The 21976-nt window shown below is 43.9% G+C and carries 20 protein-coding genes; 12 read left to right on the plus strand and 8 right to left on the minus strand.

Annotation, left to right across the window (positions count from 1 at the left end; translation table 11 throughout):
• The first annotated feature begins 20 nt into the window (after nt 1-20).
• From AZH43_RS05665 to AZH43_RS05680, 4 genes are all read left to right on the plus strand, one after another.
• Nucleotides 21-821 carry a DUF817 family protein gene (locus AZH43_RS05665; RefSeq protein WP_067667488.1) on the plus strand — a complete coding sequence of 267 codons (801 nt, stop codon included), beginning with the start codon at nt 21-23 and terminating at the stop codon, nt 819-821.
• A 146-nt stretch (nt 822-967) separates the two neighbouring features.
• Nucleotides 968-1438 carry a DUF3015 family protein gene (locus AZH43_RS05670; RefSeq protein WP_067667490.1) on the plus strand — a complete coding sequence of 157 codons (471 nt, stop codon included), beginning with the start codon at nt 968-970 and terminating at the stop codon, nt 1436-1438.
• A gap of 100 nt (nt 1439-1538) precedes the next feature.
• Nucleotides 1539-3440: an Lnb N-terminal periplasmic domain-containing protein gene (locus tag AZH43_RS05675; RefSeq protein ID WP_067667492.1), complete on the plus strand. Its 1902-nt coding sequence runs from the start codon at nt 1539-1541 to the stop codon at nt 3438-3440.
• Nucleotides 3441-3765: 325 nt separating this feature from the next.
• Nucleotides 3766-5145, plus strand: a complete 1380-nt coding sequence (locus tag AZH43_RS05680; RefSeq protein ID WP_067667494.1) for a diguanylate cyclase — start codon at nt 3766-3768, stop codon at nt 5143-5145.
• A gap of 86 nt (nt 5146-5231) precedes the next feature.
• Here AZH43_RS05680 and blaOXA read toward each other — a convergent pair whose 3' ends face one another.
• The 7 genes from blaOXA to AZH43_RS05715 form a co-directional block, all read right to left on the minus strand.
• Nucleotides 5232-6065, minus strand: coding sequence for a class D beta-lactamase (gene blaOXA / locus AZH43_RS05685; protein WP_067667496.1), 834 nt, complete (start codon nt 6063-6065; stop codon nt 5232-5234).
• Nucleotides 6066-6157: 92 nt separating this feature from the next.
• Complete coding sequence (locus AZH43_RS05690) at nt 6158-6517, minus strand: cupin domain-containing protein (RefSeq protein ID WP_067667498.1); 360 nt, start codon at nt 6515-6517, stop codon at nt 6158-6160.
• Nucleotides 6518-6664: 147 nt separating this feature from the next.
• Nucleotides 6665-7213, minus strand: a complete 549-nt coding sequence (folE, locus tag AZH43_RS05695; protein WP_171254434.1) for a GTP cyclohydrolase I FolE — start codon at nt 7211-7213, stop codon at nt 6665-6667.
• Between the two features lie 96 nt (nt 7214-7309).
• Entirely contained in the window at nt 7310-7993 is a 684-nt protein-coding gene (locus tag AZH43_RS05700) for a Smr/MutS family protein (RefSeq protein ID WP_067667500.1), read from the minus strand.
• A 539-nt stretch (nt 7994-8532) separates the two neighbouring features.
• Nucleotides 8533-9339 carry an indole-3-glycerol phosphate synthase TrpC gene (gene trpC / locus AZH43_RS05705; RefSeq protein ID WP_067667501.1) on the minus strand — a complete coding sequence of 269 codons (807 nt, stop codon included), beginning with the start codon at nt 9337-9339 and terminating at the stop codon, nt 8533-8535.
• 21 nt (nt 9340-9360) lie between these two features.
• On the minus strand, nt 9361-10407 hold the full coding sequence (trpD, locus tag AZH43_RS05710; RefSeq protein ID WP_067667503.1) for an anthranilate phosphoribosyltransferase: 1047 nt from the start codon (nt 10405-10407) through the stop codon (nt 9361-9363).
• Between the two features lie 17 nt (nt 10408-10424).
• Complete coding sequence (locus tag AZH43_RS05715; protein ID WP_067667505.1) at nt 10425-11009, minus strand: anthranilate synthase component II; 585 nt, start codon at nt 11007-11009, stop codon at nt 10425-10427.
• Nucleotides 11010-12103: 1094 nt separating this feature from the next.
• Here AZH43_RS05715 and glnA point away from each other — a divergent pair.
• The 5 genes from glnA to AZH43_RS05740 all read left to right on the plus strand — a co-directional run bounded on the left by glnA (nt 12104) and on the right by AZH43_RS05740 (nt 16671).
• Complete coding sequence (gene glnA, locus AZH43_RS05720; protein WP_171254428.1) at nt 12104-13519, plus strand: type I glutamate--ammonia ligase; 1416 nt, start codon at nt 12104-12106, stop codon at nt 13517-13519.
• 96 nt (nt 13520-13615) lie between these two features.
• Entirely contained in the window at nt 13616-13891 is a 276-nt protein-coding gene (locus tag AZH43_RS05725; protein ID WP_067667509.1) for a hypothetical protein, read from the plus strand.
• A gap of 70 nt (nt 13892-13961) precedes the next feature.
• Nucleotides 13962-14447 (plus strand): chorismate--pyruvate lyase family protein, encoded by a 486-nt coding sequence (locus tag AZH43_RS05730; protein WP_067667511.1) that lies wholly within the window; start codon nt 13962-13964, stop codon nt 14445-14447.
• Complete coding sequence (gene ubiA, locus AZH43_RS05735) at nt 14444-15322, plus strand: 4-hydroxybenzoate octaprenyltransferase (protein WP_067667512.1); 879 nt, start codon at nt 14444-14446, stop codon at nt 15320-15322. The genes AZH43_RS05730 and ubiA overlap by 4 nt, the downstream gene beginning before the upstream one ends.
• Nucleotides 15323-15447: 125 nt before the next feature.
• A complete protein-coding gene (locus tag AZH43_RS05740) occupies nt 15448-16671 on the plus strand; it encodes an alpha/beta hydrolase family protein (RefSeq protein WP_067667514.1) in 1224 nt (407 codons plus the stop codon).
• Nucleotides 16672-16763: 92 nt separating this feature from the next.
• On the opposite strand, the gene AZH43_RS05745 is transcribed toward AZH43_RS05740, so the two are convergent.
• Nucleotides 16764-17645: a LysR family transcriptional regulator gene (locus tag AZH43_RS05745; protein WP_067667516.1), complete on the minus strand. Its 882-nt coding sequence runs from the start codon at nt 17643-17645 to the stop codon at nt 16764-16766.
• A gap of 221 nt (nt 17646-17866) precedes the next feature.
• Here AZH43_RS05745 and AZH43_RS05750 point away from each other — a divergent pair, with 221 nt between their 5' ends.
• From AZH43_RS05750 to AZH43_RS05760, 3 genes are all read left to right on the plus strand, one after another.
• Complete coding sequence (locus AZH43_RS05750) at nt 17867-19609, plus strand: FAD-dependent monooxygenase (RefSeq protein WP_067667692.1); 1743 nt, start codon at nt 17867-17869, stop codon at nt 19607-19609.
• A gap of 132 nt (nt 19610-19741) precedes the next feature.
• Nucleotides 19742-20032: a hypothetical protein gene (locus tag AZH43_RS05755; protein ID WP_067667694.1), complete on the plus strand. Its 291-nt coding sequence runs from the start codon at nt 19742-19744 to the stop codon at nt 20030-20032.
• A 523-nt stretch (nt 20033-20555) separates the two neighbouring features.
• On the plus strand, nt 20556-21965 hold the full coding sequence (locus AZH43_RS05760) for an aldehyde dehydrogenase family protein (RefSeq protein ID WP_067667518.1): 1410 nt from the start codon (nt 20556-20558) through the stop codon (nt 21963-21965).
• Nucleotides 21966-21976: the final 11 nt, after the last annotated feature.

Consider the following 21976-nt stretch of genomic DNA (forward strand, 5'->3'; position numbering starts at 1 on the left):
GACGGTATTTAGGTTTTATTGTGATCTCAATTTTTAAATCTGGTATTGAGTTCTCCTTTAAGGCAGCTTCGGCTGCCTTATTTGGGATACTGCTTCTGGTGGCATTTGTGCTTAGCGCGCAAATGGGCAGTCAGGAGTTTTACGGTTTTTTCCGTTATGACTATCTGCTGTTTTATGCATTGATCATTCAGGTCTGCCTGCTATGCCTGAAGCTGGAGTCTTGGGCGGAAGCGAAAGTCATTGCCTTGTTTCATGTGATGGCCATGGTGATGGAAGTTTTTCTTACCCATCCGCAAATTGCCTCTTGGCAGTATCCGCAGCCTGCGGTGTTTAAAATTTTGACTGTGCCTTTATTTGCCGGATTTATGTACTCGGCTGTCGGCAGTTTTTTTGCGCGGTCTTTACGCTTGTATCAGGTTTCATTTGAAAAATTGCCGGGTTTTGGCAATATGCTGATATTGGCATTGCTGTCATACATCAATTTCATGAGCAAATTTTTTGTGCCGGACATCCGAATGATTTTATTTGTCTGGAGCGTGGTGATTTTCTGGGAAACCAAAATTAAATTTCAGCTGCAGCATCACCAAGTTCAGCTACCGATGCTGCCTATTTTAATGCTGCTGGCGTTTATTATCTGGATTGCAGAAAATATCAGTACATTTTATAAAATCTGGCTGTATCCAAGTCAGGTGGATGCATGGCACATGGTTGGCTGGGGCAAGCTGGGATCATGGTATTTATTGCTTCTGCTCAGCTTGGTTTTGGTGCTGAAAATTTTAGGCACACGGCAAAGCGCTGGCGCATGGTCACTTAAAAATTAATGTAAACAAGCGCTTAATTATTACCCCATGCTTTCGTCTAAAATTGCTTTGCGTTCTTTGTAATATAACGGTAATCTGCAAAAGTGCAAAAAATTGTACATTTTTTAATAATTAAAACAGTGGAAAAGAATTTCTGGAGAGATGCTATGTTCAAAAAATTAGCTTTAGCTGCAGTGTTAGCGGTTGGTTCTACAGCTGCTTTTGCAGACCGTGATGCAGGCTGCGGTATCGGTTCTCAAGTCTGGGCAGGACAGTCAGGGAAGGTTCCAAAAATTTTAGCAGCGACAACCAATGGCTTATTTGCTAACCAGCTGTTCGGTATTACATTCGGTACATTAGGCTGCAGCGGCACAGGGACAGTAACAGCGCAGGCGGTCACGTTCACCAATGAAAACTCTGAATCCCTAGCGCGCGATATGGCGGTTGGCCAAGGTGAAAGCTTGAATGTGCTGGCGGAGCTGCTGAATATTAAAGCGGCAGATAAAGCGCATTTCTTTGCGGTATCTAAAGCCAATTTCTCTAAAATTTACTCAGCTGAAAATGCATCTTCAGTTCAAGTGCTGGCATCGCTGCAAAGCGTTATGGCGCAAGATGAGGTATTGAAAGCCTACGTTTAATCTGCTCAATCAAAACCCTGTCACAGCGGCAGGGTTTTGTTGTCTCTGCATCTATAAAAAATCATTCCAGATAAAAATTATTCAACACTGTCAGGCGTTCATGAAATCAATTGCTTTATGCTGTGCTTTAGCTGTCCCCAGTTTTGCTTTTGCTCAAAATTCACCTGCTGAAATTTTAGTGAGTGTATCTGATGCATACGGGGCGAAGGCTGAACAGCTGCAATTGGCAGATCAGCTGGCATGGACGCGTTTGATGTATGCCGATGCGCAGGGTCAAAGCGAAGTGGCCTATGCGGGCTATTTTCTGTCTCAAGATGGACAGCATAATCTGAAAAATGAACTGCGCGCGAATGTACAGGCCCTGTTTCAGGAAGCATCGCCCAATCAGTCTATCCGCTGCCGCTTTCCTGCGCGCAGCCAGTGGCTGATGGCGCAGCTGCAAATACAGTCGTCACAATTGCCTGAAGCGAAATGTCCTGAATTGGATGATTGGTTTGGAAAAATTAAGCCTTATAAAGCGACTTTAATTTATGCCACAGATTTTATGGGCAATCCCAGTTCGATGTTTGGGCATACGCTTTTGCGTATCGATCCTAAAGATCAGGAACAGCTGAATTTAGTTTCCTATGCGATTAATTACGCGGCCACAGTAGCCAATGCCGATGGCTGGTCATTTGCATGGAAAGGCTTAACTGGACAGTATCCTGGTGAATTTTCATTAATGCCGTATTACCGTAAAGTCAAAGAATATGGCGACTTTGAAAGCCGTGATTTGTGGGAATATGAACTGAATTTATCTGAGACGGAAACTCAGTTTTTGGTCAAGCATATTTGGGAAATGCAGAACGTCAGTTTTCCCTATTATTTTGTCAGTGACAATTGCGCATACCGCTTGCTCGGACTGCTGGACACCGTCCGTCCCGAGCTGGACTTAAAGAATCAGTTTAAAGCGGCTGCCATTCCGATTGAAACCATACGTTCGGTTGCGCGGCAGGGGCTGGTTGCAGAAACGGCCTACCGCCCGGCTTTGGAAACTCAGCTCTTGGCGCAGGCCCGGCAGCATGGCAATGTTTTGGCGCAAAAGGCGCACCAGCTGGCTTTTGCAGCGCCACTGCAGATGCAGGCGCAATTGTCAGCCTATTCGGAAATAGAGCGCGCTAAAATTTTAGAAATGGCGTATGACGATTTATACTTGTATTTAACCTCACGCAAAGTCGAGGGAGAATTCGCTCAGCCGCGCCTGCGTCAGCTTTTGGTGCTGCGCAGTGAAATACACGCGGAAAAACAGCGCAAAGATGCGCCGCGTCCAAATACTGACCCGGTTCAGGGGCATCATGCCAGAAATTTGCAGTTCACAGCCGGTGAAGTACAAGGCGACAGTTTCTTTGAGCTTGGGCACCGGCAGGCCTATCATGATTTAATTGACCCGCAGGGCGGTTTCCGTACAGGGACGCAGCTGATGTTTTGGGATGGCGCGCTGCAATATCGGCAGGATGAATTGAAGCTGGAACATTTTAACTTTCTATCGGTCAATTCTTATAATCCAATCACGCCGTTTAAAACCCCGCTGTCGTGGGGATTTAACTTCGGCTGGCAGCAGGAGGCCTTAGGCGCGCATGGCCAGTTCAGCGAAATACATCAGCATGGTGTGGCCAATTTGAGTGTACAGACGGGTTTCAGCAAAGCAAATAGTGACCGCAGCCATTTATGCTATGCGCAAATGCAAATGCATTTGCAGGGCAGTCAATCATTAGATAACGGCTGGCGCGCTGGGGCAGGGCCTGCGCTAGGATGTCAAAATATCTGGTCAGATAAAATCAACAGTTTGGTGCAAATTGAATTGCCATTTTGGCAAGATCAAAGTCAATGGGCTGTACGGCTTAACAGTCAATTGCAATATTCGGTTGATGCGCAAAATGCGCTGCGCGTGGGATGGGTATTTCAGCAGCAGCATCGTTTAGATTGGAATAAGGCCAGTTTAGAATTTGTTCATTTCTTTTAATCAATGCCTGATTCAGCATGTCTAAAAAGCCTTAATCTGAATTATGGCTAAATCATATCCCGGTTTGAGAATACTTCTTAGCCTTTAATTTTGCGTTAAAAGCATGAACTTTGCTCTGAACGATCTCACTCATTTCTTTGAATCACCAGATTATCTACTTAGATTTCAGTTTATTTTTCATTCTATTTCGTGAATTTTTTAAATTTAAAGCACTGTTTTTCATAAAAAGATTAATTAGGTCGCACTATTTAAATTATGTATAATTTGCGGCACTAATAAATCTTTTTTTGCTGGCTGGATATTTATAGCCATTGGGACAGAATGTATGAATACTGAAAGCATTGCAAAGCTTGCAAAACAGTGGAAATTAATTTGCGATGATTATTCAGTCGATATTCTCAATGATGCTGTTCACTTTATACAAAGACATTCTGAAATTTTAGTCGTTGAATTTTATAAAAATATGATGCTGGAAAAAGAAGCCTCATATTTTCTTTCGGATGATATTGTCCAAAACCGCTTAACAAAAACCTTGAATCAATGGCTGATTGAATCTTTCAATGCACCGCTGCAGCACAAGTTTGAAGAGGTTGCCGCAAAGCAGCAAATGGTCGGCAAGGTTCATGCGCGGATCGGCATTCCGTCTTGGCTGATCATGCGCGGGATTCGGGAAATCGAAAAGAAAATCTTCAGCCTGCAGGCCGAATCTCAGTTTGCTGAGAATTATACAATCAGCATGATCAGCTATATTTTTCAAATTTTAGGCTTCAGTTCTGAAATTATGTGCCGTTCGTATGAAGTCAATATTGAAAAAAATAATGACATTAAGCACAGCTACCGGTTATTTTCCGCCATGCAGGATGCTTCTGTGCAAAAAGACAAGCAGCGCAGTTCATTGCTGGATTGGGAAAATGAATTGATGTTTAAAGTATTTTCAGATACACAGCGGTTTACGCATCCTGCACTGTCAAAATCTGAATTCGGCCTGTGGTTTATTCATAAGGCGGCTTATGCTTTTAGCGGTTCAGAGCAAGTGGATGAAATCATCAGCCGGATTCATGAAGTTGATTTGCTGAATCATCATGTGCTGGAATGCGAGCGGAAAGAGCAGACCATAGACCTGATTCAGCAGATGCGGAGTAAAAATAGAGAAATTCAGCATTTAATCGATCAGCTGTTCCAAGTGGCTGAATATATAGACTCAGGGAATGATGCGCTGACGCAGCTGCTTAACCGGCGCTATTTAGACACCATTGTCTCACGGGAGATTAATTTTTCTCGTAAAAATCATTCACCATTGTCACTGCTGGCCATAGATGCTGACTACTTTAAGCGCATTAATGATAAGCATGGCCATGCGGCCGGCGATTTGGCGCTGCAGTTTATTGGTGAGGTGCTGTTAGAATCGGTACGCGGCAGTGACTATGCCTTCCGTATTGGCGGAGAAGAGTTTTTGCTCTTGCTGGTCGACAGTGATTTGAGCCGGGCGCAGGAGATTGCAGAGCGTATCCGTAAACGTGTGCAAGAAACGCCTATTCGCTCATCTTTGGGCAGCAGTTTTAATTTTACCGTCAGTATAGGCTGTGCCCTGTATGATGGGCACCCGGATTATCAGCGGTTTTTAGATACAGCCGATGCCGCGCTGTATGCCGCTAAAAACAAAGGCCGCAACAATGTGTATTTGGCAAAATTGAGCGCAGAATAGTCATCACAAAATAAGAAAGCCGTAAATTGCGGCTTTCTTATTTTGTGAATTGGTTTACCCCAGTAACTGTTGGTATTTTAAAAAGCTTATAGAATTTTGAGCTGCTTTAAGCTGCTGATCACCAGTTCTTTACGGATAGAGGCCGGGGTGGACGGATCCATCTCAAGGTTTAATGAAAATGCTGTGGTTCTGCCTTGAGCATCTTCAACCCAGCCGGTATACCAGCCCACTTGGGGTTCAATATCCATGCCCCAGCCGCTTTTGGCATAGAGCGCTTTATTGCCGATCTGCTCAATAAACAGCATTTTAACCACTTGCTGCTGTGTGATTTTGCTAAAGGGCAATTGTAAATGAGACAGCTGATCGGCGAATTGCACTTCCTGCTTTGGGGTGATTTTGAGCGGGCCAATCAGCCAGAAATTATCGACTTGAGTGCCAATATCGCCATTGCCGAATTGAACCCGTTTCACTTCATTTTGCATCAGCTCTAAGCCAATTCTGCGCGCCAATTCCTGATATACCGGCACCGCAGAGGCGGCCATTGCCTGCGCTAAGGTCAAATCTTTTTCCCAAGCCGGAAAGCTGCGCTTTTCCCCATTCCATTTGAATATTTCATCTGGGGACGTTTTGTTATGTTCAATGCCAATCAGGGCATTCAGCATTTTAAACGTGGATGCCGGGATAAATTGCTGATCTGCGCGCTGTACTGCATTGCCGTGTTCTTGAAGATCATTGCCGTTTTTAATGATAATCACGCCTTTAACATTGGCTTGATTAAACAAATTGCGGATAGTGGCTGCATCAGCTAAATGGCTGGCGTAGGCAGAATGCGCCTGATTGTGCGAAAAAGGGGACGTAGTACAGGCGCCCAGCAAAATTATAGGACATACAATTGCACAGTATTTAATTAAAGGATTCATCCATTGAACTCTGAAAATTGCTTTCAGCACTATGCCAATAAACCTTTACAATTACAGCGATATTCATGTGATGAATCTGTAACTTGAGCCGTTTAAACCTCTACAATGACATAATATTTTTTTACGGCTTGCACGACTTCAAAGGTGCCTTCAAAACCAGGCGGAATAATGCCGGCATCGCCTGCGCCAATTTCAATTGTAATATTGGAATGTTTATGGTGCAGGCGTACAAGACCTTCGATTACATTAAAGAACTCTTGTTTATTATCTGCAAATACAATATTCCAAGCGCCGGCTTCACAGTGCCAAATACCGCAATCCATATGAGGATGCTCATACAGGCTGTAAGTTTGGCGTTCTGGATTGCCGTTGACCAAGCGTTCTGGCCGTGGAAAATCTACAGTGCATTCACTTTGGGTTAAACCTTGGCCTGCTAACCAGATTGCTGACATGGTCAATGCCCCTAGAAATAAAAATAGAAAAATGCAGTTTATCTGCAATTCGAAAATAAAAAAGCCTCAACATAGGTCGAGGCTGTAATTGTGTACTTAAAATTATTTGAAGCCTGAGCTTTGAAATCAGCTGCGGGCAATCACATTTTAGTAGCTTTCAGGCGCTGCGCTTAAAAACTCGCGGCGTTCTTCTTTATTGGTTTTAAAGTCGCCGACAAAAGATACAGTGCGGGTTGTGGATTCCTGTTTGCCTACACCGCGCATCATCATGCACATATGGGCAGAATCAATCATGACCGCAACACCGCGTGCGCCAGTGACTTCAGCTACAGCTTCCGCAATTTGCTGCGTCAAGTTTTCCTGAATTTGCAGGCGGCGCGCAAACATTTCTGTAATTCGGGCAAACTTAGACAAGCCTAGAACATTGCCTTCCGGTAAATAGGCAATATGCACGCGGCCATGAAAAGGCAGTAAATGATGTTCGCACAGCGAATAGAACTCGATATTTTTTACCAGCACCATTTCACGGTTGTCAGAAGGAAAGACCGCTTTATTAGTCACTTCTTCCAAGGTTTGGCTATAGCCGGACGTTAAATAGGAGAAGGCTTTAGCAGCACGCATAGGGGTATCTTTTAGACCTGGGCGATTAAGGTCTTCACCAACGGCAGTAAGAATGTTAGCGTAGGATTGCTGCATAGACATAAGACGTGTTCACTTACACAGAGAGATTGAACAAGGACGGCATTGTAGCAGAAAACCATTACAATGCCTGCTTTTAAAGGAAGAATCCGATTACTGTTTAAACTTTGGGTTCTTTTCAGCGCGTTTTAGCAGCACAAGAACTGCACCAGTTCCGCCCTGATTTTCAGGCGCGCTGACAAATGCCAAGACATCACGGTGCTGACGCAGCCAGCTGTTGACATGGGTTTTTAAAATGGCTTCAGGGCCTTTGCCATGTACAATTTTAATGACATTTTGATTGTCATCTTTGGCCATTTGAATAATCTGCAGGACAGCTGTGCGGGCATCTTCTACGGTACAGCCATGCAGATCTACTGCTTCAAACCAGCGCAGATTACCCGCTTTTAAATCTTCAAATACCCGATGCTGCAAGGTGGCTATCCGGTAGCTTAAATTGGCTTGGCTGGCGACAGGGTTCAGCATGGCTTGGGTATCGGAAAGCAAGGTGTCATCAGTTTGCATTGGGCCTGTGGCAGAGGCCCGTTTTGCCAAAGTCTGCGCATCCGGTTTTTTCTTGGTGACTTTGACCGCTTTCGCAATATTGCCGGCATCCATTTTTTGCACGCCTTGCATTTGCTTGCGGAAAAAGTCTAAATCTTCCTGCTGTTCTTGAGCAGTTGTTTTTTCTATAGGCGCAACCGGTTCTGGCGCAGGTGCAGGCTTATTGATTTGCTTTTTAAAAGCATTCAGTAAGTTGTATTGTTCTTTAGACAGCGAAGAATCGTGTTTGCTCATAATGGAAAAAACAGGGGAAGATGCGTAGTTCAGATGAATTATAGTCTGAAATGAGTTTGATTTGAACTGGAATGAGCCAATGTAAAATTAACTATCACTGAAAATATAAAAAAGAATAAAGCTATATTGTGCGTTTACAACACGAAAAAAATCTGTTTAGAAAAGATGAGAGAACAAGAGTCAACTGAATTGCAAAAGCAACAAGAAATACTGGCTCAACAAAGAAGGCTAAGAGAGCAAGCCGAACGTGCACGAAAAAAGAAATTAGAAGCAGATCCTGAATATAGTCTCAACAGAAAGAAAAGGCGCTTCTAAACACATATGATCTTTATCATCTCTTAACTCATCAAAAATCTGAGCGGCTAAAAATATTGAATCTTTTGGATGATTATTGAAGGCTAACAGAGCAAAGAATTTAGAAGCATTCTGTTGAAATTAGGCAATAGTATATATTCTGCTTTCTTTTATTTGAGTAAACAAAAAATTAGCCGTTAAAAAAGCCCAATTCACAGAATAATTGGGCTTTTTAAATTTTAAGCTCAAACGGCTTTCGGTACACCAAATAGCTCTTTAAAAGCCTGATCTGGGCGCGGCTGCTTCATAAAGCTTTCACCGACTAAGAATGCATGAATGTCATGTTCCTGCATCATGGCAACATCTGCAGGTGTAGCAATACCGCTTTCAGTCACCAGCAGGCGTGAAGGCTCCAGCAGGTTTTTTAAACGCAATGAAGTATTTAAATCTACATCAAAGGTTTTTAAATTGCGGTTGTTCACACCCAAAATGCAACGGTCTGAAAGACGCAAAGCGCGTTCCAGCTCTGCTTCGTCATGCACTTCAACCAGCACATCCAAATGATGCTCAAATGCAGTTTTCGACATTTCTTCCAATTGCTGATTAGACAGGCAAGCCACAATCAGCAAAATGCAGTCGGCATGCAAAGCGCGCGCTTCAATCACGCCATATGGATCGATTAAAAAGTCTTTGCGCAGGGCAGGCAAGCTGCAATGCGTACGCGCAATTTGTATGTTTTCGTCTGCGCCTTGGAAAAAATCCACATCTGTCAGTACCGATAGGCACGCTGCGCCAGCATCTTCATACTGCTGCGCAATTTCTGCTGGGTTGAAGTTTTCGCGGATAATGCCTTTCGATGGCGAGGCTTTCTTAATTTCAGCAATCACGCCCGGGCGCTTGCTTTGCAAAGACTTTGCAAAACCGCGTACAGGTGAAGCCGCCTGCGCCAGTTCTTCCACATCTTTATAGCTGTGCTGTTTTAAGCGTGCAGCGAATTCTTCCTGCTTGCGGTCAACAATTTTACCCAAGATGGTATTTGCGATATCAACCATGATTTAAATTTCCTTGACCGGTTAAGCTTCGTATTGTTTGAGCGTTTTGGTGAATTCTGACAGCACATCCATTTTTTCTAAGGCTTGACCGCCATAGATAATGTCATGCGCAAGCGCCACACCGAGCTTATATGAAGGTGTTAAGCCTGAGACATAAATGCCGGCGCCTGCATTTAATGCAATCATGCTGGCCGCTTTTTCACCAATAGCTGTTTTCTTTTTGCCTAAAGCATTTTTGATCAGCGCCAAGCTTTCTGCTGAACTGTCAACAGATAGGCCAGTCAGTGTTTGAGATTCAATTTCTACTGCTTCAGGCTGAATTTCCCATTCGGTGATTTCACCGTTTTTCAGTTCTGCAACATAGGTAGACGACGCAAGGCTGATTTCGTCTAAACCGTCTTTAGAATGCACCACCATGACGTGCTCTGCACCCAGCTGTTTCAGCACCTCCGCCATTGGGCGGCATAGCTCAGTAGAGAAAACCCCAATCACAAAACGTTTGACTCCAGCCGGATTCGTAAGCGGGCCGAGCAAGTTGAAAATGCTGCGGAAGCCCAGCTCTTTACGCGGGCCGGCAGCATATTTCATCGCTTTGTGGTGATTCGGCGCAAATAAAAAGCCTACCCCTAAATCACGGATGCAGCGCTCAGTTTGCGTCATGCTTAAATCAAGGTTAATGCCGGCTTGCTCTAACAAGTCCGATGAACCTGATTTAGATGACACACCGCGTCCGCCGTGTTTGGCGATATTTGCGCCGGCAGCAGCAATGACAAAAGAAGAGGCAGTCGATACATTAAACAGATTTTGCCCGTCACCGCCAGTGCCGACAATATCGACCAGATGCGGCAGGTCGCTGACATCAATTTTAATGGCGAATTCCCGCATCACCCGGGCTGCTGCGGTTATTTCATCAATACTTTCGCCTTTTTGGCGCAGGCCCATCATTAATGCGCCAATTTGCGCGTCTGTTGCTTCACCATTCATAATGGTGCGCATCACTTCTTCCATTTGCGGCTGAGTGAGTTCAATATTTTTTGTAATGTTATTTAAAGCTTGCTGAATATTCATAATTTGACTGCACCTGTTTATGCATAAATTTCTAAGAAGTTTTTGAAAATCTGATGGCCGTGCTGGCTTAAGATCGACTCCGGGTGAAACTGCACGCCTTCAACTGGCAATGTCTTATGTTTAACCCCCATGATCTCTTCCATAGAGCCATCTTCTTCATTGGTCCAGCACGTCACTTCTAAGCATTCCGGCAAGGTCGCCTGATCAATCACGAGGGAATGATAGCGGGTTGCTGAAAATGGAGAAGGCAAGTTGCTGAAAATTCCCTTATCGCTATGATGCATGTCAGATAAACGGCCGTGCATCACCCGTTTTGCGCGGATAATATCGCCGCCAAAGGCTTGTCCAATGGCTTGGTGGCCTAAGCACACCCCCAGTAATGGAATTTTGCCTGCAAAATGCTGAATGGCTGGAATAGAAATGCCTGCTTCACTTGGTGAACAAGGGCCAGGGCCAATGACCAAATACTTCGGTTGCCATCGCTCAATATCTTCCAAAGTCACGGCATCATTACGTACTACTTTTACTTCCTGATTTAACTCGCCAAAATACTGGACGATGTTGTAGGTAAAAGAGTCATAGTTGTCGATCATCAAAAGCATGAGCTTAACCTATTGAAATTATGCACTAAACTGTGCTTGATTAGTCTGAAACTGCTCACAGTGTTCCTGCAGTGCAATCACTGCATTGAATATTTATATAAAGATAAATAAATCAGGAAAATGGAGCGAAGGTCATCATAGCAAAAAATAAACATTTTCTGCTGAACTATTTATACGAACAGCCCTTTAAGCTCTTGGATTCTGCCAATATAGCTATTAGGTTTTAGTGATAATTGATTCAGCTCTGATTATTTGAGAAAGCTCACGCGAGCCAGCGAGGCTGTTTCTTCAAATCAGAGCTGACAAACAGAATGCAAAAGGGGGGTCTTCGGCCAGATAGAAAATAGCCTAATCAAGATAAGCGATCGTTAACTCCTTCAAGCCATTGAGGGAAGGAGGTTTGATTATTTGGTTATCTTAAAATTTGTGTCTCTCATGCGGTTTTATATCAATATCTCAAAAGCTGAAGCTTTATTGTTAGACGTTTTGAGTGCTGTAGATTTTTAAGAGTACGGTTTTTTTTAATGAAGGGATGTTTTGCTTTAGGTAATTTGAATTGCCAGCGGGGCTGTAAGCATTCACTCAAATGGTGCATTTTTCTAAGTGAATGAATTTTAAACAAGGACGATATGAAAAAAAGCGCAGGGTTGGTTTTATGCATTTACAGTGGATATTGAGCCTGCATTCATGGATTAACCGCTGGATTTTGACTGTAAAACAGTGTGAGCTGTGCGCGCTTAACTATTGATGATAAAACAAAAAGAGGATGATAGCGCTGTTCAATATAATTTTCCTTTGGTTTTTTTTAACAGAGGTCGGCCTTAAGCGGGAAAAGGCGACGGTGCTGATAGGTATGCACCAAATTGGATCACACTGTGGTGCTTTTTGAACAAATTTATAGGAGAGTGTTTGAATATGGTGCATTTACTTTGGCACTCAGTATAATAGATGCAAAGCAAAGCAGTGTAATCTTCAATTCTGATAAGGAATTCAATATTTTAACTTTGCTTTTAAAAGTTGGTACGGTAATTGCTTAATAACTGCCAACTACTAACACGCACTTCGCGAGTGCAGCAAAAAAACATCGGAGCAAATTGAGCATGGCGAACAAGGTCCTTCAACTCATCCAAGAAAGTGGCGCAAAATGGGTCGATTTTCGCTTTACTGACACTAAGGGTAAAGAGCAGCACGTAACTTACCCTGCTGATACAATCGACGAAGATACATTTGAAGACGGCAAAATGTTTGACGGCTCTTCAATTACAGGTTGGAAAGGCATCGAAGCATCTGACATGATTTTGCGTCCAGATGCAGAAACTTGTTTCCTTGATCCGTTCTTCGCTGAAGCAACAGTTGTTGTAACTTGTGACGTTATTGAGCCGTCAACTGGTCAAGGCTATGACCGTGACCCGCGTTCGATTGCTCGCCGTGCAGAAGAATACTTAAAGTCTACAGGTATCGGTGATACTGCATTCTTTGGCCCAGAACCAGAATTCTTTGTATTTGACGAAGTGAAATGGGAAATCGACATGTCTGGCGCGCGCCATACATTGATTGCTGAAGAAGCTGCTTGGTCAACGAATAAAGACTACGAAGGCGGAAACTCAGGTCACCGTCCACGCGTTAAAGGCGGTTATTTCCCAGTGCCTCCAGTAGATTCTTCACATGACATGCGTGCTGATATGTGCGCGCGTATTGAAGACATCATGGGTCCAGGCCGTGTAGAAGTGCATCACCATGAAGTTGCATCTTGCCAATTAGAAATTGGTGTGAGCTTCAACACTATGGTTCGTAAAGCGGACGAAGTGCAGCAGTTCAAATATGCAGTTTGGAACGTTGCGCATCAATATGCGAAAACTGCAACCTTTATGCCTAAACCAATGGTTGGCGATAACGGTTCAGGCATGCACGTTCATATGTCTATCTCTAAAGACGGCAAGAACCTGTTTGCTGGCGATGAATACGCTGGCTTGTCAGAAATGGCGCTTTACTTCATTGGCGGCGTGATCAAGCATGCCCGTTCATTGAACGCGATTACTAACCCTTCTACAAACTCGTACAAGCGTTTAGTGCCGCATTATGAAGCGCCGATCATGCTGGCTTACTCAGCACGCAACCGTTCAGCGTCTATCCGTATTCCTTACGTTTCTAGCCCGAAAGGCAAACGTATTGAAGCGCGTTTCCCAGATCCAATGATGAACCCGTACTTAGGTTTCGCTGCCTTGCTGATGGCTGGTCTTGACGGTATTCAGAATAAGATCCATCCGGGCGAAGCTGCTGACAAAAACCTGTATGATCTTCCTCCTGAAGAAGAAGCGAAAATCCCTACAGTTGCGCACAGCTTGGATATGGCGCTTGAAGCGCTTCAAGCAGATCATGACTACCTGTTAAAAGGCGGCGTGTTCACTAAAGATATGCTGGATGCTTATATCGAAGTTAAAACTGAAGAAGTTCGTCGTTTAAATACAACAACTCACCCAGTTGAATTCGATATGTATTACAGCCTGTAATTCTGCTCAGAATCACAACTGTAAAAAAACCCGCTCTTGCAGCGGGTTTTTTTGTATCATCTGCTTCTGTAAATACTCTTTAGATGACATAAATGTATGGCGCAGCGTAAGAAACATACCGGTTTTTATCCTTGGGTCGATATTAAAGATCATGAAAAAGGCTTTAAGCTTAATTTTTCTCCAGTCACTTATTTTGAGGCCGGAAGGACAGCCGAAGGCTATAAGCAGGCGGAATTTGTAGAGCTGAAATATCCTGAGATGGCTTTGGAGTATGATTATCCAAAGCAGTTTTATCTTAGTGCGGAAGGCTTGATTTTGATTAAAACCCCTCAGGGTAAATATGAAGTCATTGCAAAAACAGATAATGTTTAACATCCATTAGTGAATGGTTCATTTAGATATAAGCAAGAATGCAACGCAGAATAATTGAATAGGTAGAGTTATGCGGCAGATACCGGCTGAGCTGAAAACATGGCTGTATGCATCAGGTTCATTAACCCAGCAGCTGACGGATTTGGCAGATGGCGTGTTTCGTGTTCAGCCTGTAAAAGAGCATTTCCAGCGGCTGAATTTTATGGATGCAAAATGGATGCGGATGCCTTATCAGCATACGTCATGGGTCAGGGAAAGTTTTCTGTACGGCAGCGAAGAGCAGCCTTGGGTCAAAGCCAAAAGTATTTTTCCTATACTCAGCTTGCAGAAAAGAGCGCGGCTGTTTAAGCATATTGGCAAAAAACCCATCGGATTTTTTTTGTTTCAGCGAACAACTCCAGCTTGCGAGCGCCGTGTCATTTGGCTTGAAGATGGCTGGACACGGCAGAGCTGTTATACTTGGCATGGCTGCAAATTCATTGTGCAGGAAACTTTTTTGGAAAGTTTTGAACAGTTTTTGCAAAAGCAATATTCAGCAGGCGAAGGACAGTTATGACAGCTGCGCATCAAATTACTTGGCGTGAACGTTTAGAGGCATATTATTATCTGTGCCGTTTTGATAAGCCCATTGGCACAGAATTGGTATTTTGGCCGACAATGTGGGCCTTATGGATTGCCAGCGCAGGGACACCAAGTTTTTCGATATTGATACCGATGATTTTAGGCACTATCTTTATGCGTGCGGCAGGCTGCGCAATTAATGATTTCGCTGACCGTAAAGTAGATGGTGCAGTAGAAAGAACAAAGAACCGTCCTTTAGCGACTGGAATTATCAGCAGCAAAGAAGCTGTTTATGTTTTTTTGTTTTTGGTGGCTGCGAGCGCCAGCATGCTGTTTTTCTTACCGATTGAAACTTTTTATTGTTCATTCGGCGCTTTATTCTTAGCATTCATCTATCCTTTTATGAAGCGCTATACCCATTTGCCGCAAGTGGTTTTAGGCATGGCGTTTTCATGGGGCATTCCCATGTCATTTACGGCAATGGGTAAGCCATTGGATTGGACATGCTGGCTACTGTACTTTGGTAATTTGGCGTGGACCGTGGCGTATGATACGCAATATGCGATTACAGACCGTGAATATGATTTAAAAATCGGTGTGAAATCGACAGCGATTCTTTTCGGCAAATATGATATTGAAATTATTTCATTGCTGCAGGCCGTGAGTATTTTACTGATTGGCGGAGCGCTGTATTTAGAAAACCTGCTTATGCCGTTTGGTTTTTTAGCGCTGCTGGCTGTGGCCGCTGACTTTATTTATCAGTGGACAAAAACTAAGGATCGGGATCCGCAGCGCTGTTTTTGGGCATTCCGCCATAACCGCTGGGTGGGGCTTATTATTTTCATTGGCATCTTCTTTGCGGTGCTATGAAATATTTGGATAAACAATTGCTGAGGCACCTTACAAAAAGCACTCAATGAGGGTGCTTTTTTTGTGCTTAATTTTATAGATCTCGTGATGAGATAACGGCGAATAACAAAAAAAGGAATTGAAAAATGAATCAGATGCTTAAAAAAAAATTATTGGCGGCTGTATGTTCTTCAGCTCTATTTTTAACGGCGTGCGGCGGTGGAGATGATGGAGACTGGAGTTTTGGATCTTCAAATGTAAAAGCCTATGCGGTTGATGCGGACGTTTCTGCAATTGCTGCTAAACATGAAATATTGACTTATAAAATGCAAAGTGTTGCAGGAAAAGATATTGATGCCACTACTTTAATTTTTATTCCAAAGGGTTCGGCACCTTCAGGAGGCTGGCCTGTGGTGGTGTGGGCGCACGGCACTACTGGCGCAGCTGATCAATGCGCGCCGTCGAAAAATGTTTTGGATGGTTCCGAAAAGGATTTGGTTAAAGCCTTACTGGCCAAAGGCTATGCCGTGGTCGCACCGGATTATGAAGGTTTAGGCAATACTTCTGCACCGCATCCGTATTTAAACTTAGAAAGCGCGGCGACTTCGATTCTTTCTGCCATTAAGGCGGCTAATGGTCAGTATGGAAGTTTATCTAAAGATTGGAGCGTCATTGGGTGGTCGCAGGGCGGTCATGCCGCATTAGCTGCGGCGCAATATCAAAAAGCGCTGCTGGGCTATAATTTTAAAGGTACGGTAGCCATTGCGCCGGCATCCTATTTGGCGGATACGTTGGATGAGGACCTGCAAACTGCGCAAACCAAAGCAGCTGCAGCCCTGTCCGCTAATGATGCTGCTGCATTCACTCAAGCTATCGGTATTGCTGCAACGGCATATACCTATGCCGCCATTGTCAGTTCGGGCATTAAAGCCGAAACGCCATCATTTCAATATGTGCAGTCTTTCCTGCCGGTAAAAGTTCCGATCGCAGAGTTGGCTGAAAGCATCTGTTCACCTGAGTTGGGGCAAAAATTCGGTGTTGATATTCAGCAATATATGAATACTGATTACACTAAATTTTTCACTTATACGGCGCTGCAGCCAAACTTTAAAGCAGATCCAGTAATTGCAAAGTATTTGACAGACAATACCCCAGGAACGGTCAAACTGGACAAGCCGGTCGTCATTTATCAGGGGGAGGCTGATACAACGGTTCCAGTGAATATCACCACAGACTTGGCGGCCAATATGAGCGGATTGCAGACAGATGTTCAGTTGGTCACTTTTGCGGGAGAAACACATTCAACAGTTTTTGCTAATAATATTGATGCTTTAGTCAGTGATATTAATGATTTAATGACAGATAATTAGCCAATTGGTGATTGTATATAATTGATAAAAAAGGGGCTGCGGCTCCTTTTTTATATTCGCTGATTTATTTGAAAACCGTTTTCTAGGCTGATTTAATGCAGCGCAGCGCTTTTTAATTCATGACAAATCAGCTGCAGCGCTTGGTGGTTCGAATTTTTTCTAAAACTGGCATACAGATGCAGCGGAGCAATTTCAAAATCAGTTTCAATCACCTGCACATGATCACTTAAAAATTTCAGCAGATATTCAGGTGCAAAACTGTAGCCTATGCCCATATTGATTAAATTGATGTGCTGCATCACATTGGTAACCCAATGCATTTGGCGGTGCGGAATATGTTCTAAGGGCAGAATCTGATGAATATTTTCATAAAATACGGGGGATGCGCTTTGCTCGCACATAATGATGCTTTGCTTGCTTAAATAATTTCGTGTAACCGTATGGTTGCTGCTATACAGCTTTTTCGATGCGACTAAATAGATTTTTTCAGTCATCAGCTGAATATTTTCATAATCATCATGCTGGACAGCATAGCGCGTAAAGCTGATATCCAGTTCAGATTTTTTCAGTTTATGAATCTGTTCCAGACAGGTGAGGCTCTGAATGTGAATGCTGATATTGGGGATTTGCTTTTTTAGCTTTTCCAAAATCAGCGGCATGATTTTTAATTCAGCGACATTTAAAAACCCGATATGTATTTGATTGTTTTTTTGATGGGCAACTTGCTGAGCCGCTGCAGCGGCCAGTTTTGAGCTTTCTATGGCATTTAAAGCATGTTCTAGAAAAGCCTGTCCTTCATCAGTGAGCTTGATTTGTTTGCTGGTGCGGTCAAACAGCAGGACGCCGACTTCAGCTTCTAAATCTTTAATCTGCTGGCTCAGCGAGGGCTGCGCCGTAAACAGCTTTTCTGCCGCTTTAGTGAAACTGCCGTGTTCTGCAACGGCTGCAAAATATTTTAAATGACGAAGTTCCATAGAGCATGACCGCGGGCTGTAAGAAAAATGAGCGTGTAAAGCAAAGCAGGCTTGGAGATGGCTGCAAACTTGAATAATTATGCGGCAATGCAGATGAAAAAAATATGCAACTATCGTTTAAACATCTAGATGTGTTGCCTGCACACAAACTTTCCTAGACTGCTGTCAGCACCATTGGATAGATGGCCAAGCTTTTCAGTCATTTAAAGGCGGAGTTTTATATGCCGAAGCAATACGATACGGATGTTTTAATTGTCGGGACAGGGCCAGCAGGTTCAACTTTAGGGCTGGCGCTGGCATCTTATGGCATAAAGGTGCAGCTGTTTACGCAGTTTAATTGGCTGGCCAACAGCCCGCGCGCGCATATTACCAACCAGCGCGCCATGGAAGTGCTGCGGGATTTAGGTGTTGAAGAGCAAGTCAAAGCAATTGCGACGCCTTGGGAAGCCATGGGTGAAAGCCTCATTACGACAAGTCTAGTTGGGGAAGAAATTGCCCGCATGAGCGCATGGGGCACGGGTGATGAACGCCATGGCGATTATGTCAAAGGCAGCCCTTGTCCTTTGGTGGATTTGATTCAGCCGAAAATGGAAGCGCTGCTGGTTAAAAATGCAGGAGAACGCGGGGCAATCTATCACTTTAATACAGAATATTTGTCTCATGTTCAAGATGAGCATGGCGTAACCGCAACATTCATGAACCGAATTACTCAGCAGGAATTCAGTCTGCGCGCTAAATATTTAGTCGGTATGGATGGCGCGCGCTCTAAAATTGCAGAAGAATTAGATTTGCCCTTAGAAGGCGTGATGTCCCGTGCAGGCACAGTCTATGTCACCTTCAATGCAGACCTTTCAGAATATGTGAAGCATCGTCCTGCTATTCTGCAATGGATTGTAAATCCTGAAGCGGGCTTTGGCGACATTGGCATGGGCTTGCTGCGCGCCATCAGTCCATGGAATGAATGGATCATGGGGTGGGGCTTTGACATTGAACAAGGTGAGCCGCAAGTCTCTGAAGCGCAAGTCCGCGCACGCTTGAATGCTTTTGTTGGCGCAGAAGTTGCCGATGTTGAAATTGACAAGGTTTCATATTGGTATGTCAATCAAACTTGGGCCACCCATTATTCAGTAGGCCGAGTATTCTGCGGCGGTGATGCGGTACACCGTCATCCGCCATCCAGCGGTTTAGGTTCAAATACCTGCATGCAGGATGCTTTTAATTTGGCATGGAAGCTGGCTTATGCCATCAAAGGCTGGGCCAAAGAAAATCTGCTGGAATCCTACACGGCAGAACGCGCGCCAGTTGGAAAACAGATAGTGCAGCGTGCGAACCAGTCGCGCTTTGACTATAAATATTTAAAAGATGTATTTGGTTTTGATGACGGCATTAAAACTCAGGCGCAGATGCTGGAACGGATTTTTGCCGCTACGGATGAAGGGGCAGAAATCCGTGAGCAGCTGTTTAAGGCGCTTGAAATTAAGCATTATGAGTTTAATGCGCAAGGCACAGAGCTGAATCAGCGCTATGCATCCAATGCTGTCATTGCTGAAGCGGGTGAAGAAGCCTTTTTAAAGGATCCGCAATTGTACTTGCAAGCCACAACCCGTCCAGGCGCAAAAGTACCGCATACGTGGGTGATTGATGCCAAAGGGCAAAAACACTCAACCTTAGACATTACTGGCAAGGGCCGCTTTACCTTGCTGACCGGTTTATCGGGTACAGGCTGGAAAGTAGCAGCTACAGATTTGGACTTACCATATATGGATGTGGTACAGATTGGCTCACGCCAATTCCGAGATGTTTATGGCACATGGAATCTGAAGTCTGAAGTGCATGAAGCTGGCGCAGTGCTGGTGCGGCCAGACGGTTATGTGGCATGGCGGATGGCTGAAAAGCCAAGTGCAGATTTTGATTACCAGCAGGCTTTAAGGCAGGTTCTTGCTCATCTCCAGCTGAATATTTAGCTCTAAATGAAAAAGCCAGTTTTTCTGGCTTTTTCATTCGTGCAGGCGTGTAAAGTTAAAATAAAAAATGCCATGAATTTGTTATATTGGCTTCTGAAATTCGTTAAGCACCAATTCAGCAGGTTAATTGATATGTCGCAGTCTGAGCCAAATGACGTTAAACCCGGTAAGAAGAAAGTCATTATTTTGATGGCGCTGGGTTTGCTGATACCTATTTTTCTGGTCAGCATGGCTATTTTAGCAGTCAATAGCGATACCAAAAATCAGGAAAAATATGCACAGCAGAAGGCGGATATATTGAAAAAAATTCAAGCGCGTGAAGCCGCAGAAAAATTAAAGGCCGAGCAGGAACTGCAAGGCGCGGCATCAGAAGCCAGCGATGCATCTGCAGCCAAAACTGACCCTGCAGCGGATTCGCAGTAAAAGCTAGCGCTGAATTTTGGCTAGTGCAGTTTTAATTAGCGATGCATGCATAAAAGCCAGTATAAAAAGCCGATGCTGAATGCCTAGACTTTTTAGTGTTTGTACCAGCAAGGCAGCATCCATACAGAATGCGTGATGAGCTTAACGCAAATAAAGCACTGTAATTTTTTTACAGCTTTTCACGCATGGTTTTGAGGTGAAAATGGGGAAGATAAAAAAACAATGGGTTCATATTCAAATTCTGCAGAATTAAATGTGATACGTTTTTTTGTGTTTATTAAAATTATTGTTTCTATTTTTGAAATTTTGTATAGTGCTGAATGAAATTAATAAATTTATTTTTTTTCATATTCTCAATGCGCTGAAATCATTAAGGAAGATGGTTTGTATTGAAAACGGCTAATGGATGATATGGCATTTTTGATGAATGGAATTGATCTAAAAATCATCCTTTTGGATGACTTCTAGATTGAAAGACATCGTTAGAATGCAGTGTAATTCAATATATAAACAGGGAAGAGGCATGCATATTCATTCAATTATTAACGGTCAGTCAGTCATGGGGCAGGCCTCCAGTTTCAGCGTCATTAATCCTGCAGATGAAAGCATCATTGCGGAAGTTTCTGCTGCATCTGCCGCGCAAGTTGATGAGGCGGTTCACGCTGCATCGGCAGCATTCAAAAATTGGAAAAACGTATCTGATGATACGGTCAAACAGATTTTTGCGAAAATAGCTGCGGATATCCGTGCAGAAAAGAACAGCATTGCACAGCTCATTACCCAAGAGCAGGGCAAAACCCTTGGCATGGCGCAGTTTGAAGTGGAAGCAGGCGCGAGCTGGATCGAATATTTATCTAGTCTGGAAATTCCTATTGAAACCCTTCAGGAGCCAAACGGTAAAATCATTAAAGTATATAACCGTCCGCTTGGTGTAGTGGCGTCAGTTACGCCGTGGAATTGGCCATTTATGATTGCGGTATGGCATATTTTTCCTGCGCTAAAAACCAAAAACTGTGTTGTAAATAAGCCATCAGAATATACCCCGCTCAGTACGATTAAGCTGGCCGAAATTATAAACCGCCATATTCCTGCTGGTGTCTGCAGTCTTGTATTGGGGAAAGGGGATGTCGGTCAGGCGCTGACAGAGCATCCGGAAGTTGCGAAAGTGACCTTTACCGGCTCGACACGGACAGGACAAAGCATTTTAGGTCACTCTGTCAGTTCGCTGAAAAGCGTAGTGCTGGAGCTGGGCGGCAATGATGCCGGTATTGTCTTAGAAGACGCCAATCTGGATACAGCTGCCGAAGGTATTTTTGCTTCTGCATTTTTGAATGCAGGACAGACCTGTGCTGCCTTAAAGCGTTTATATGTGCATGAGAGCATCTATGATGCCCTGACTGAAAAGCTGCTAAGAATTGCAGAGGCGCAAATTGTTGGAAATGGTGCAGATGCTGCGGTTACTTTTGGCCCTGTGCAGAATAAAATGCAGTATGACAAAGTAAAGGCATTGATTGCGGATGCTGTCGCGCAAGGCGGTAAAATTTTAACTGCTTCAAAAGCGATTCCTGAAAAAGGCTATTTTATAGCGCCAACATTGATTGCTGATGTCGCGGAAGGAATTGCGCTGGTAGATGATGAGCAGTTTGGTCCTGTATTGCCTATTGTTAAATTTTCTGCAATAGACGAAGTGCTGGAACGAACCAATAATACGCAATTTGGGTTGGGCGGTTCAGTTTGGAGCACAGATTTAGAACAAGCGCAGCAGATTGCCGCTCAAATGGAAGCAGGAACTGTATGGATCAACAGCCATTCAGATTTATCGCCCGCGGCTCCGTTTGGCGGCTGGAAACTGTCTGGTCTTGGCTATTCCTTTGGTTTAGACGGATTACTTTTGTTTACGCACAAACAGGCGGTACATATTACGGGCTCATGATTTCTTTTATG

Origin of the sequence: Acinetobacter pragensis, from assembly GCF_001605895.1 — a bacterium.
Lineage (GTDB): Bacteria > Pseudomonadota > Gammaproteobacteria > Pseudomonadales > Moraxellaceae > Acinetobacter > Acinetobacter pragensis.

What these genes read in the sequence shown, in the direction of transcription:
- AZH43_RS05670 (WP_067667490.1), top strand. Translation starts at nt 968, where the DNA reads ATGTTCAAAAAATTAGCTTTAGCTGCAGTGTTAGCGGTTGGTTCTACA.
- AZH43_RS05675 (WP_067667492.1), top strand. Translation starts at nt 1,539, where the DNA reads ATGAAATCAATTGCTTTATGCTGTGCTTTAGCTGTCCCCAGTTTTGCT.
- AZH43_RS05680 (WP_067667494.1), top strand. Translation starts at nt 3,766, where the DNA reads ATGAATACTGAAAGCATTGCAAAGCTTGCAAAACAGTGGAAATTAATT.
- blaOXA (WP_067667496.1), bottom strand. Translation starts at nt 6,065, where the DNA reads ATGAATCCTTTAATTAAATACTGTGCAATTGTATGTCCTATAATTTTG.
- AZH43_RS05690 (WP_067667498.1), bottom strand. Translation starts at nt 6,517, where the DNA reads ATGTCAGCAATCTGGTTAGCAGGCCAAGGTTTAACCCAAAGTGAATGC.
- folE (WP_171254434.1), bottom strand. Translation starts at nt 7,213, where the DNA reads ATGCAGCAATCCTACGCTAACATTCTTACTGCCGTTGGTGAAGACCTT.
- AZH43_RS05700 (WP_067667500.1), bottom strand. Translation starts at nt 7,993, where the DNA reads ATGAGCAAACACGATTCTTCGCTGTCTAAAGAACAATACAACTTACTG.
- trpC (WP_067667501.1), bottom strand. Translation starts at nt 9,339, where the DNA reads ATGGTTGATATCGCAAATACCATCTTGGGTAAAATTGTTGACCGCAAG.
- trpD (WP_067667503.1), bottom strand. Translation starts at nt 10,407, where the DNA reads ATGAATATTCAGCAAGCTTTAAATAACATTACAAAAAATATTGAACTC.
- AZH43_RS05715 (WP_067667505.1), bottom strand. Translation starts at nt 11,009, where the DNA reads ATGCTTTTGATGATCGACAACTATGACTCTTTTACCTACAACATCGTC.
- AZH43_RS05725 (WP_067667509.1), top strand. Translation starts at nt 13,616, where the DNA reads ATGGCGCAGCGTAAGAAACATACCGGTTTTTATCCTTGGGTCGATATT.
- AZH43_RS05730 (WP_067667511.1), top strand. Translation starts at nt 13,962, where the DNA reads ATGCGGCAGATACCGGCTGAGCTGAAAACATGGCTGTATGCATCAGGT.
- ubiA (WP_067667512.1), top strand. Translation starts at nt 14,444, where the DNA reads ATGACAGCTGCGCATCAAATTACTTGGCGTGAACGTTTAGAGGCATAT.
- AZH43_RS05740 (WP_067667514.1), top strand. Translation starts at nt 15,448, where the DNA reads ATGAATCAGATGCTTAAAAAAAAATTATTGGCGGCTGTATGTTCTTCA.
- AZH43_RS05745 (WP_067667516.1), bottom strand. Translation starts at nt 17,645, where the DNA reads ATGGAACTTCGTCATTTAAAATATTTTGCAGCCGTTGCAGAACACGGC.
- AZH43_RS05750 (WP_067667692.1), top strand. Translation starts at nt 17,867, where the DNA reads ATGCCGAAGCAATACGATACGGATGTTTTAATTGTCGGGACAGGGCCA.
- AZH43_RS05755 (WP_067667694.1), top strand. Translation starts at nt 19,742, where the DNA reads ATGTCGCAGTCTGAGCCAAATGACGTTAAACCCGGTAAGAAGAAAGTC.
- AZH43_RS05760 (WP_067667518.1), top strand. Translation starts at nt 20,556, where the DNA reads ATGCATATTCATTCAATTATTAACGGTCAGTCAGTCATGGGGCAGGCC.